Below are 12,349 nucleotides of genomic sequence, written 5' to 3' on the forward strand. Positions count from 1 at the left end.
CCCACAAGCTCTCATACTTAAGCTATACAAACGAAATCTGACGAGAGCAGGCTTAGTCAAACAAGTAGATACTTTTAGTCCGCAGGCTTGAGCAAATTACTCAGGGCAACCCATTGGCTAAGACCCAGGTCTTCGGCGCGGGCTTGAGGGTTTACTTCTAATTGTTCCAGTATTTGGGTGAGGCGATCGCGCTCAACCACACTTTTCAGATTATTTCGCAACATTTTGCGCTTTTCGGCAAAACCGAGCTTGACCAAATTCTCTAGGTGCTTGGGGTTCTGGGCAGGCGGTTCTATCAATCGCGGACGCAGCCGCACCACCGCTGAATCTACTTTGGGCGGTGGATAAAATGCTCCTGCTGGCACAATACAGATTAACTCGCACTCTGCCAAATACTGCACTCGCACGCTTAATGCCCCAAAATGTTTGGTGCCTGGTTTGGCATAAAGCCTTTGTGCGACTTCTTTTTGCACCAGCAGCACGATGGAATCAAACGGCTTAGCGGCTGGCTGGGCAATTGTACCTAACAACTTTTCCAGAATCGGGCCGGTGATGTTGTAAGGAATATTGGCAACAACTTTATTGGGATTTTGGAAGGCTGGAAAAGGGGCGAGTTGAGCGTCTAAGTCGAATGAAAGGAAATCGCCTTGCAAAAGTAAAAAATGATCGACTTTACCTAATTGTTTAGCCAGGAGTTGACATAAATCGCGGTCAATTTCAACCGCAACAACAGATTGAGCTAAAGGTAATAAGCGGCGAGTCAGGATGCCGGTGCCGGGGCCAATTTCTAAGACCCGTGAAGCGGAGCGCTCGCCCTCAGGCGAATCGCTGGTGGATAACTCCGCTGCGGCGACAATTTGATTGAGCGCCTTGTCACTCCGCAGCCAGTGTTGAGCAAATTGTTTTCGAGGTTGAGGCGATCGCATGGAGGAAAGGATGCTTTTACAGTCTTCCTTCCAACCTACCACGCGGTCAAGTTGCTGCTTCCCCAAAGCTAAATAATGCCCTAAATTCAGAGTCAATCCGTCCCCGTCGCCCCGGCTCGACTTGTTGCTTTTTCTTAAAAAAATCTGGATACCGGAAAAACTTCTGCCAGACTTGTATAAGTTTGCATCCTCCACAAGCAGGAGATTTATCAGTGAAGTACGAAATTCGCTATAAACCAGCCTTCGCCTCTATTTTTGTGATCCTGAATCCGGGTGATAGCCTCACTGCTGAGGCGGGAGCTATGACCAGTATGGATGCCAAATTGTCGATAAAGATGGAATTTTCAGGGGGTTTAATCTCCGGATTGCTAAAGAAATTCTTTGGTGGGGAATCCCTTTTTGTGAATGTCTTTACCAACAATACACAGCAACCTCTGAATTTAGTATTAACTCAATCTACTATTGGCGATATTGCTTGTATTGACTTGCGGGGCGGACGAGAAATTTGCTTTCAACCAGGTGCTTATATTGCCCATAGCCCAGGCGTGAATATGGGAGTTCAGTGGGCAGGTTTCAAGAGCTGGATCTCAGGAGAAGGCCTGTTTAAGCTGAAGTTAAGCGGTCAAGGTCAGGTGTTTTTTGGTGCTTATGGCGGCATCATTCAAAAACGGATAACTGGAGAATTTGTGGTTGATAGCGGTCACTTAGTTGCCTACGAACCTGGCATCAAAATGAATGTTGGGCTGGCTGGTGGCTTGCTTGGTTCTGTCACGTCGGGGGAAGGATTAGTCAACCGACTGACTGGGCAAGGCGAAATTTATTTACAATCTCGCAGTGTTGGCGGTTTGGTTGGGTATTTACGTCCTAAATTCCGTTAACAAAAAGCTAATCGTAATAGTTTTTTCCTAATTGCTGAGTGCATAAATCAAGAGGATTTTAAGCGATGGATGTGGAAGTTTTACATCAACCGGACAGTGCGATCGCTCGCGTTACTCTCAGTGCCGGTGAAGAATTAGTCGCAGAAGCTGGCAGGATGATTGCCATGAGCGGTTATATCAATGCCAGTACGACTTTACGGCAAGGGAAAGGCGGCGGAATTTTAGGCGGACTGAAACGCATGGTTGCTGGTGAGTCGCTGTTTTTGAGCGTTTTTCGCTCTCCTACGGCTGGCGGCGAAGTATTTTTAGCTCCCAAATTGATGGGCGATATTTTACTTTATCAAATGACTGGATCTGGGCTGGTTGTCCAATCTGCTTCTTACCTTGCTAGTGAGTCAGATGTTGATATTGAGTTAGGATTTCAAGGCTTAAAATCTTTGTTTTCTGGTGAATCAATTTTTTGGTTAAATGTCAGCGGTCATGGCTCTGTTTTGCTTTCTTCTTTTGGGGCAATTTATGAAATTCCTGTAAATGGTGAATATATCGTTGATACCGGGCATATTGTGGCATTTGAGAAAAGCCTGAAGTTTGAAATTAGAAAAGCAACTTCCAGTTTAATTGGTTCCTTTTTGGGCGGAGAAGGATTGGTTTGCTGGTTTCAAGGGCAAGGCCGAGTGTTTTGCCAAACTCACAATCCGGGTGCCTTTGGGGTGCTAGTTGGTTCTCAGCTTCCGCCGCGATAAAGAATGGCAATTTGTCATTGATAAATGGATTTTGAACAATTATTCAATCCTTGAATTAGGAATTAGCAAAGGATAATTATGAATGAGATTGCTTACGAAATCGAGCATTCCCCTGCCTATGCTTCCCTGCGCCTCGACTTACAAGCAAATCAAACTGTCTTAGTAGAATCGGGGGCAATGGCGGCAATGGATACTTGCATTAAAATGAAGTCCAAAGTCAAAGGTGGCTTAATGCAAGGGATCGGTCGGATGCTAGGCGGAGAATCTTTATTTTTGAGTGAATTTACCGCTGAAGGAAGGGCAGGACAACTCTATGTTTCGCCAGGAGTCCCTGGAGACATTCAGCATTACTACCTGAGTGGCAATGGATTGATGGTGCAATCTTCGGGTTTTGTGGCAGCGAATCCGAATGTCGAAATTGATACTAAGTTTCAGGGTTTTAAAGGCTTCTTTAGTGGGGAGTCGTTGTTTTTACTGAGAGCAACAGGTCAAGGAGATATCTGGTTTAGTTCTTATGGGGCGATTGTAGAAATTCCAGTTGCTGGTGATTATGTAGTAGATACGGGCTATATTGTGGCGTTTGAAGACTCGTTACAATACAAGGTTGAAATGTTGGGAGGCTTGTCATTTAAAGGGCTGAGAACTGGAATTTTGGGCGGGGAAGGATTAGTTTGTCGCTTCCAGGGTAAAGGACGTTTATGGATTCAGTCGCGTGAGCTTTATGCACTGGTAAATTTCTTGAATCCGTTCCGTCCAGTGAAGAGTAGTAACTAAGCTAAATATTGCTGTAACTGCATGAAATAGAACTTTTAGATAGCGGCATTATATCGGTTCTCATTGGAGTGCAATATAGACTCGGAACCTCACCCCCAACCCCTCTCCGTTCACGGAGAGGGGAGAATGGAGAATATGGAACCTTTGGGTGAATGGGGAGGAGAAGCAGGGGTGGGGTGAAACTGTACTGCATTTAATAGAGAATTGCGATCGCTCGCTGAGATAACGAGCGATCGCGTGTAGGTAACTTACGATGCAAGTTTAGAAGGGAAGGCCAATGCATTGCTATACCAGATACAACTTGGCAATGCAGTAACAATAGCGTTTTTGGAGCAAGCCTGAAGTGTCTGGAACTGCAACATCGAGCGATCGCAACCCACCTCCCAATAACCGTCAGTTACTGATTCTCTTAGGGCTGTTTATTGGATTTATCGTCGGCGTTATTTGGCTGCTGGGGTTGTTTATTAATAGCTTGGTATGGGTAATTCCTCCCAGCGTAGAGCGACAGTTGGGTGCCGTCATTGTCCCGGCTTATGAGCGCTTGGCGAAACCCTCACCGGCTCAAGATACCCTCAATCAGCTGCTCGATAGGCTGGAGACAAAGTTGCCTTCTGAGCAGCGCCAAGAGCGAGATTATCGGGTGCTATATGTTCCGGATAATACGGTGAATGCGCTGGCGCTACCGGGCGATCGCATTATCATCTATGCCGGGTTGCTGAAACAGACGGAATCGGAAAATGAGCTGATGATGGTGTTGGGGCATGAGTTGGGGCATTTCGCCCACCGCGATCATCTACGGGCATTGGTGCGACAGCTACTGTTACCCATTGCGATCGCGACTGTCTTTGGGGATGCTGGTGGGTTATCATCGGCTGCGGCGAGCGGTGTTCAAGCTGTTAGCAGTTCCCGATTCTCTCAATCTCAGGAATCTGAGGCGGATGAGTTTGGCTTAACATTGTTGCAACAAACTTACGGTCATGTCGCGGGTGCAACCGACTTTTTTGCCCGAATGAGTCGCAAAAGTGGTGCAGGCTTTGATTTTTTGACCTCCCATCCTGCCCCTGGTAGGCGCGTTAAAGAATTGCAGCACTTAATTGAGCAGCGGAATTATCCCGTACAAGAGCGATCGCCTTTACCGGAAACGCTGATAAATCTGGAAAAATAGTCGCCCCTTCCCTACATAGCTTGTTTCTCCGGCGGGATGGAAAGAGAAGCAAGCCATCTTCAAAGCCCCTCTGGGCGTCGCAGAGGGGTTTGGGGAGTTTCTCACGTCTCACACGACTTGATTCGTAATCATCCACACAGTGCTATCTGAGCGGACGTAGGGAACCGAAATTTTGCTGAATCCAGTAATGAAAGGTCTGTTGTACAACTTCCAATAACTGGGGCTAATCTCATCAGCGATCGCTTTGAGCGCTTGCACTTCCTGCTCCAGTTCCTCTGCTAGTTCGTTAATTCGTTCGGCGCGCTCCTGGGCGCGTTGTTTACCTTCTTCTACCTGCTCTAGGAGAGGATCTTGGGTTCGCCCCTGCAATAATTGTTGCAATCCTTGCGATCGCCCGATCTCCTTCAATTTAGTTTCCAAGGCAGCGATTGCATCGTCAATTCCCTTGACTTCAGCAGAGATTTGTGCTGTTTCTCTAGCATGACGACGATAAGCTTCAACAATCGCTTCTGGCGTGTTATAGCTTGGCAATACGGGATCGACTTTCAGGATAGAGCGTTCTTCTTTGAGCGCCTCAATCTGAGTGCGAATTGCTTCAATTTCTACTTGCATCGGCTCCATAATTACTTACCTAACTTAGGCGAATGGTTGCGTAAAACTTCTGGCATTTTGTGGATTAATTGACAGGATGGCACTTACTCAACATTAATTCCCACCCTCGTTGACCTAACTTATGTTGAACTGGATGAGTCCTAAACAGAAAGCAAATTTGTTTTTAGCTATTGCCACAATTTTAAGTATGGGAATAGGATTGCTAACTGTGTCAATGCCTGCTTTAGCCGATATGACGACGAGTAACTGGAGCGAATGGATTGAAATCAATGAAACCAACACTGCCAGCCGAGTGATTAATCGGAGAGACGATATTAGCCAGAACAACTGTCTGAGTAATGCGCTTGAATTCCTGAAAAGCAGTAATGCCAAAGAGACAGGAGTTATCACAGAATCAGCTTACGGACGATTTGGCAATCTGTCAGCTTATTTGATTTGTGCGCCTGAAGGGGATAAAGTTCTCGTTTTTGTTTCAGGACCTAGAAACAAATCCCTACAAATTCAGCAGTTACGCAAAAATTTGACTGATAAATTCAGGAAATATTAGAGGTTTTCGCGCCGTGAGTGTCAATCGAGAGTGATCGCACTTGTGCCATAATTCCTTCATCCTTCCAAGCCGCCGCCATTACCTCCACAACTGTCGGTGCCAACGCCTTCTCTACTAAAGCTAATAAAGTTGGCCCCGCACCACTAATCACCATCCCGAAAGCACCAGCTGCCATTGCTGCCGAATGGACAGCATCATATCCTTGAATCAATGCTGTCCGATAAGGCTGATGGATTCGGTCTTGCATCGCAACTCGCAACCAGTCACCCCTGCCGGTTTCCAACCCTCGCAACAATAAACCCAGATGAGCCGTATTAAAAATTGCATCGGCGCGACTGTACTGAGTTGGTAAAACCCGCCGCGCTTCTTCCGTCGAAAGTTCAAAATCTGGAATCGCTACCACCGGCACAATCTCAGAATGCCAAGGAATCTCACAAATTTCCCATTCTTCTTTGAGTTCTCCGTGTCTATGCGGTTCGTCAATCAAACCCGTCGCTGCCAGACGACACCCCCCCAACAGTGCTGGAACCACATTATCAGGATGTCCTTCCAGAGCGATCGCAATTCTGCTCACCTCATTTTCATCTAGAGGGGCCCCAGCCAGACAGTTCGCACCCACCAAACCTCCCACAATTGCCGTTGCCGAACTCCCCAAGCCTCTTGCCAGCGGTACACCCAATTCGATCTCAATCTGCACAGGCGGTGGCGTCTTCCCGATATGTTCGTACAATTTCACGAATGACTGGTAAACCAGATTATCAGCACCCGTGTTGACTCGTGCGGCTTCTGTACCCTCAACCGTAATGCTGAGTAGTGTTGCAGCATCCGCTTCCAGGCGGGTGAACTTGAACTGGTTGTACAGCGCTAAAGCTGCGCCTATACAATCAAAACCCGGCCCCAAGTTAGCAGTTGTGGCTGGAACGCTGACGGTAACGCTAGAAACAGGATGCATCTCAACTTGGCGAAATAGACTATTTATAGACTTTACCGTTTAACAGTCTGCTGTCTATGAACGAACATTTTTGTCCTGTATTACACAGATGTTCAATGGCAGCGTGACTGTAAAATTAGTTCCCACTCCAACTTTACTGTTTACAGCAATCTCTCCACTCTGTAAGTCTAAACATTTTTTGACAATCGTTAGTCCAAGCCCATGACCCGGAATATTACTCACATTTGTCGCTCGATGAAATGAGTCAAACAAAAGTTCTAGGTCGTCTGGCGGAATGCCAATTCCGTTGTCTTTTATCTGAAAAACTGCCTTTTCATTCTCACACAAAAGTTCAAAGTGGATATTGCTGCCTTCGGGTGAATACTTAATCGCATTTACCAATAAGTTGCTAAAAATATGCCGTAGCAATTTTTCATCCAAACAAGCATCAGGACAATCACCTTGATTTGTAAAAATGATTCTATGTTTTGAACCAGAGCTGAATTTTATATGTTCTACCAAATCTCGGCAAAAACATACGAGATCCAGGCTTTCCGGCTTACATTCCAGCTTTCCTTCTTCGGCTTTCCCGAACTCTAAAACTTCATTCAACAAATTGTTCAGCGAATGAACTGAGGTTTGAATAAGATAGAAATATTCGCGTCTTTTAAGTTCTGATAATTCGTGACTATAAGATTCCAGTAATTCCGCAGAAGATAAAATTGCCGTCAGCGGATTACGAAATTCGTGGGCAACCATGAACCAAAAGCGAGATTTGAGTTCGCTCAGTTGTTTTTCTTTTTCTAGAGCCACGCGAGTTGCTGCTTCGGCTAAATGTCTGCGAAGCGCGATTTCAATCGTGGTATGTAAATCTCTTTCGTCAAAAGGTTTAATTATATAACCAAATGGCTCTGTAATCTTGGCTCTTTCTAGGGTTTTTTCATCCGCATAAGCCGTTAAATAAACTACCGGAATATCAAAATTTTCATGAATTTTTTCAGTAGTTTCTATTCCATCTAGTTTTCCTTTTAGCATAATATCCATTAACACTAGATCGGGTTGAATTTCTGCTACTTTTTGAAGTGCCTCCTCTCCTGAAGCAACAGAAGCGCCAACCTTATATCCTAAACGTTGTAAGCTTTTGACAATATCTTTGGCAACAATTCTTTCATCTTCAACGACCAAAATTTTTTCCTTTGCCATTTTTTTATTTATGCCTTCCTATATTGCCAATTTCTGAAAATGTGATGTTAAAGCTTGTCCCCTTACTACTATCCAGTTCAATCGTCCCGTCTAATTGTTCGGTAAGGGTGCATACTAACTCTAAGCCTAAAGATTCAGTATTCCGGAAGTCTAAGTCTGTCGGAAACCCGATCCCGTTATCACTGACGCTCAAAATAAATTGATGATTGCCGCTTGAGTAAATATTAATACAAATTTCATTGTCTTCACTGGGGGTGGGAAAAGCGTGTTTTAAAGAATTGGACATTAATTCATTGATAATTAGGCCGCAAGGAATCGCTGTATCAATGTTTAGGGTAATTTTATTAACGGTTGTTTTCAGCGTAATTGCCTGAGAGCTTGCTTTGTAGGAACGAAGCAAATTTCTGGCTAGATCGTGGATATATTCAGCAAAGTCTATCCTAGATAGGTCTTTGGACTGATACAATTTTTCGTGAATGAGAGCCATCGAGCGGATACGATTCTGACTGTCCTTGAACATTCCCAGAACCTGTTCCTCTTTGGTATAGGCAGATTGCAGCTTTAACAGACTAGAAATAATCTGTAAATTGTTTTTGACGCGGTGGTGAATTTCTTTCAGTAGCACCTCTTTTTCTTTGAGCGAAGCTTTGAGCTGCTCTTCTGCCCGTTTGCGTTCCGCAAGTTCGGCTTGTACTTGCTGATAAAGTTCAGACTGCTGAATTGCGATCGCTACCTGCGTTGACAATTGTTTGAGCAAATCAATCTCAAACTCCCGCCAACGCCTCGGTCCCGAACAGTGATAGGCGCACAGCAGACCCCACAAATGTTCTCCTTGCAGAATCGGAACCACGAGGCTGCCTCGGATATCATACAAAGCCAGGATATCGATATGACATTGGGTTAATCCGGCGGTATAAATATCTTCCGTGACTTGAATGCGCCCTTTTTTGTAGGATTGGGCATAATTTTTTCCAAAGCAATTGTCATGAATTGTGCTGCTCAGAGCCGGTTGCCAGCCCTCAGCGACAGATTCGACAACGACAGTGCCACTCAAATCTGGATTGAAACGGTAGATAATCACACGGTCAGTTTGGAGAAATTGCCGCACTTCGGCGACTGCTGTGTTCAGAATTTCATCCAAATTGAGTGATTGATGAATGCGGAGGGCAATTGTGGTTAACAGGCGATTGCGCTCAAGCTGTTCTAACAGTTCCGCTGGGCTTTCCTGTCCTTGAGGTTCTAGGGTTTCATTATGCGGGGGGACAGAGGATTCGGCTTCAAACTGCGTGATCGATTGCTGCAATCGCTCTACTGCTGTAGATATTTGTGTGAGATCAAGGGTTTGCAGAAAACTGGTTTGGGTAACAATCCCTAACAGATCCCTACCATTATCCGACACCACGACTCGCTGCACCTGGTGCTGCTGCATTTCCCAAAGGGCAACCAGCACTGAATCTGAGGGGCTTAAAGACAACACAGGTGCGTTCATTACCCTAAACGCCTGTATCTGCGATAAATCCAGGCTGAGAGCTTGAAGATCGATGATGTCTCGTTCGATGACAATCCCCACTGCATTTAGGGGGATTGTTAGCGTAGGGGTAGGTCGCACGTTTTGAGTTTCGTTAGCGTAGCGGTGGCTAGCACTTTTTGAGGTTTGAACATTCGCTTCGCTTAAGGGCTTGGGTTGAAGTTTTGAGTCTTGAATAGAACTCAACTCGGAAGTTTCTTCTGTAAGCACAACACAATTGACCTGGTGTTCTGCCATTAACTGAGCTAAGCTCAGCGCCGAAGCCGTCGCCGGTGCTTGAATAACCGAGGCAGTCATCGCCTCTATCAAAGGCTGGGATTTGATTAGCTCGTCGAGTGGCAGTGCTTGACGAATACTTTCGAGGGTGATAACACCCACTACTTGCTTTTGCACGTCTACAACAGGTAGGTGGCGAATTTGGTGCTGGCGCAGGATTAATAATGCAGTGAAAATATTTTCGGTGTCAGATTCAATGTCGGATTCAGTCAGGGCGATGCTTGGCTGCGTCATCACCGAGGCAATCTTCACTTCAGCTAAATTGATTTCTGAGGCGATTATCCGAATCGCATCGGTGTGAGTAAACACTCCAAGTAGGTGTAACCCGTCTACGACAAAGACACTGCTGGCTCGTGCCTCGCTCATCAGCACTGCTTCTGGCGGTATCTTCAAACTAGGAAGTACGCAACTGCTTTTCGCTTTGCCCATCATAGCGATCGCATCTATTACTAGGGTGTCAGGTGATACGGTCAGAGGACGACGATCGATGACGGACTCTAAGCTAAGCAATCCCTTTGTTGGCATAGGTTAACCTGTATATTAGTGCGGTGAGCGATCGCATACTTGCATTTGCTATTCCTCATATTGCCGAATAGATTTTGCGAAAAGCAGTTGCTCCTTCACTTAGGATTCCCGCAAAAACTGTATTAAATATCACATTACTGCCTTGCAACGGTATTTATTTGGCACAAATTGCAGCAACACAAATTGCTGCGCCTTTGGCGGTACAAAGGTCAAAATTTACAAATTGCTACTACGGGCACCTAATTCGCGTGCAGGGAACCTGATAAATCTCCGATTCGTCTCTAGGCTTCGCGTGCTTTTGCCCTCATTCATCAAATTCATGACAGCAAGAAAACATCCTCGCAACAGTGAAATCCTAGATAATTCGGATGTTTTTCCAGGGCAATCGCTATTTTTATCACCTCCACCTTAGCTAGAAGCTACCCAGCCAGATAGTTAAGACAAAACCCCTTTAACAATACCTTTTGCTATGCTCTTTAGTCCTCCTGCCAAAGGAATATTCATCGGACTCAACATCTGCGTTGGCAGCATCTGACATAAGGTGGAAAACTTAATAATTGAGAGATATAGAGTATTTAGCTAGGTTAGAGGCTTAAATCAGTCCTGCTACATTAAATCGATAAAACAGAGCCAAAAAATGAACTTATTTAAGCGCATTCCCAACATCCTGTTGCACCCCAAAAGTGAGTGGCGAGCGATCGCAACAGAAACGACCTCAAGCGTTAGATTATATAACCTCTATATTGCTCCTCTAGCAGCGATCGCACCAATCGCTGCTGCAATTGGTTGGGCAGTTATCGGCATCAATACTTCCAGCCTCGTTACGTCTCGATTGCCATTAGTGCCAGCTATTGTATATGCAGGCGTTAGCTTTTTATTAACCCTATTAAGTGTATTTCTCTTATCACTAATTATTAATGCCTTCGCCCCTCAATTTTCAGCCGAGAAAAATCAGCGACAAGCTCTTAAAGTGGCGGCTTATGCCAACACACCTGCCTGGTTAGCCGGTATCCTTCGAGTCATCCCAAGTTTTACAATTTTCGCTTTTATCTTGGGGTTGTATAGCGTATATCTGCTATATCTCGGATTGCCGATTGTGATGAAATGTCCAAAAACAAAAACAACCGCTTACACTGCGGTATCACTTGCGGGTGCGATTATCCTCTATGTACTTGTTATTGGAATTAGCAATTTATTAGTTAGATTTCCTAAACCAATGCTCTAAAAGGTAGTGCCCAAGATGTAATGATAGAGAAGTAGAGTTTCTCGCTGTCCTCCTTCCATGCCTGCCTGCCCAACTTGTGCATCTACCCACACGGTCAAGAACGGTCGTATTCACAACGGCAAACAACGGTTCAAGTGTCACGGTTGTGGACGACAGTTCGTTGAACAACCGACACAGAAAGTGATTGACCAAGCGACACGGAATCTCATTGACCGATTGCTGCTCGAACGAATTTCGTTGGCTGGAATTGCTCGGGCTGTCCAAGTGTCTGAGCAATGGCTGCAATCCTACGTCAATGAGAAATATGCTGGGGTGCCTCGAAGCGTGCAGGTAACCCCGAAAAAAAGGGGAAGCTAACGATGCAATGCGATGAATTATGGTCATTTGTGGACAATAAAGGCAATAAGCAGTGGGTCTGGTTAGCACTCGATGCAGACACTCGTGAGATTGTCGGGGTCTACATCGGTAATCGCGACGAGACAGCCGCCTGGAAATTATGGGATTCCTTGCCTCCGGTCTACCGTCAATGTGCAGTCGCCTACACCGATTTCTGGGCAGCTTATGCAGCCGTGTTTCCCAGCAAGCGACATCAAGCTGTGGGAAAAGAGACTGGACAGACCAGCTACATTGAACGGTTTAACAATACCTTACGCCAACGAGTTTCTCGATTAGTCCGCAAAACCCTGTCGTTTTCAAAGTCACTAGAGAATCACATTGGCGCAATTTGGTACTTCATCCATCATTACAATGCATCATTACTTCTTTAGCACTACCCTCTAAAAAATGTTGGGATCAACATATAGCGTTTCTCATACTAAGAGGCTATTGATAAAGTAAATCTAAAGATGAGCCAAGAGGTTAAATACTAACGATAGGATGCCTCAGATAAAATGTAACTACTAACTTAACTAACGTGAGTTCGGGTTAAGCGGAGGGGAGCAAATTGTGGTCAATCGCAATCGAGGGCTTGTTCGGCTGGTGACAGTAAGCGATTAAGCCACACACCACGTTCACCA

The 12,349-nt window shown here is 45.4% G+C and carries 12 protein-coding genes; 7 read left to right on the forward strand and 5 right to left on the reverse strand.

Features of this window, described 5'->3' with window-relative positions:
• Positions 1–74: 74 nt before the first annotated feature.
• Complete coding sequence (rsmA, locus tag H6H02_RS24200) at positions 75–926, reverse strand: 16S rRNA (adenine(1518)-N(6)/adenine(1519)-N(6))-dimethyltransferase RsmA (RefSeq protein WP_190822640.1); 852 nt, start codon at positions 924–926, stop codon at positions 75–77.
• A 212-nt stretch (positions 927–1,138) separates the two neighbouring features.
• Here rsmA and H6H02_RS24205 point away from each other — a divergent pair, with 212 nt between their 5' ends.
• The 4 genes from H6H02_RS24205 (at position 1,139) to H6H02_RS24220 (ending at position 4,486) form a co-directional block, all read left to right on the forward strand.
• Positions 1,139–1,804, forward strand: a complete 666-nt coding sequence (locus tag H6H02_RS24205; protein WP_190822616.1) for a TIGR00266 family protein — start codon at positions 1,139–1,141, stop codon at positions 1,802–1,804.
• 65 nt (positions 1,805–1,869) lie between these two features.
• A complete protein-coding gene (locus H6H02_RS24210) occupies positions 1,870–2,547 on the forward strand; it encodes a TIGR00266 family protein (RefSeq protein ID WP_190822618.1) in 678 nt (225 codons plus the stop codon).
• Positions 2,548–2,622: 75 nt separating this feature from the next.
• The gene (locus H6H02_RS24215) at positions 2,623–3,321 is read left to right on the forward strand and encodes a TIGR00266 family protein (RefSeq protein WP_347342648.1); all 699 of its coding nucleotides are present in this window, start codon (positions 2,623–2,625) and stop codon (positions 3,319–3,321) included.
• Positions 3,322–3,664: 343 nt separating this feature from the next.
• Entirely contained in the window at positions 3,665–4,486 is an 822-nt protein-coding gene (locus tag H6H02_RS24220) for a M48 family metalloprotease (RefSeq protein ID WP_190822622.1), read from the forward strand.
• A 108-nt stretch (positions 4,487–4,594) separates the two neighbouring features.
• On the opposite strand, the gene H6H02_RS24225 is transcribed toward H6H02_RS24220, so the two are convergent.
• A complete protein-coding gene (locus H6H02_RS24225; protein ID WP_190822624.1) occupies positions 4,595–5,107 on the reverse strand; it encodes a hypothetical protein in 513 nt (170 codons plus the stop codon).
• A 112-nt stretch (positions 5,108–5,219) separates the two neighbouring features.
• Between H6H02_RS24225 and H6H02_RS24230 the strand changes: the two genes are divergently transcribed.
• The gene (locus H6H02_RS24230; protein ID WP_190822626.1) at positions 5,220–5,645 is read left to right on the forward strand and encodes a hypothetical protein; all 426 of its coding nucleotides are present in this window, start codon (positions 5,220–5,222) and stop codon (positions 5,643–5,645) included.
• Here H6H02_RS24230 and thrB read toward each other — a convergent pair.
• Genes thrB through H6H02_RS24245 form a run of 3 tightly spaced genes read right to left on the reverse strand, consistent with a single transcriptional unit; the run spans position 5,632 to position 10,108 of the window.
• Positions 5,632–6,597: a homoserine kinase gene (thrB, locus tag H6H02_RS24235; protein ID WP_190822627.1), complete on the reverse strand. Its 966-nt coding sequence runs from the start codon at positions 6,595–6,597 to the stop codon at positions 5,632–5,634. The two genes, H6H02_RS24230 and thrB, sit on opposite strands and share 14 nt — an antisense overlap.
• A gap of 54 nt (positions 6,598–6,651) precedes the next feature.
• On the reverse strand, positions 6,652–7,779 hold the full coding sequence (locus H6H02_RS24240) for an ATP-binding protein (RefSeq protein WP_190822630.1): 1,128 nt from the start codon (positions 7,777–7,779) through the stop codon (positions 6,652–6,654).
• 4 nt (positions 7,780–7,783) lie between these two features.
• Positions 7,784–10,108 (reverse strand): histidine kinase dimerization/phosphoacceptor domain -containing protein, encoded by a 2,325-nt coding sequence (locus tag H6H02_RS24245; RefSeq protein ID WP_190822634.1) that lies wholly within the window; start codon positions 10,106–10,108, stop codon positions 7,784–7,786.
• A 637-nt stretch (positions 10,109–10,745) separates the two neighbouring features.
• On the opposite strand from H6H02_RS24245, the gene H6H02_RS24250 reads away from it, so the two are divergent.
• The gene (locus H6H02_RS24250; protein ID WP_190822636.1) at positions 10,746–11,333 is read left to right on the forward strand and encodes a Yip1 family protein; all 588 of its coding nucleotides are present in this window, start codon (positions 10,746–10,748) and stop codon (positions 11,331–11,333) included.
• Between the two features lie 57 nt (positions 11,334–11,390).
• Positions 11,391–12,100, forward strand: a protein-coding gene (locus H6H02_RS24255; protein WP_242040854.1) for an IS1 family transposase whose coding sequence is annotated in 2 segments (ribosomal slippage) — positions 11,391–11,676 and positions 11,676–12,100 — 711 coding nt in all. Because the reading frame shifts where the segments join, the coding sequence is not laid out codon by codon here.
• The last annotated feature ends 249 nt before the right edge of the window (positions 12,101–12,349 follow it).

Origin of the sequence: Coleofasciculus sp. FACHB-1120, from assembly GCF_014698845.1 — a bacterium.
In the GTDB taxonomy this organism is placed as follows: Bacteria; Cyanobacteriota; Cyanobacteriia; order Cyanobacteriales; family FACHB-T130; genus FACHB-T130.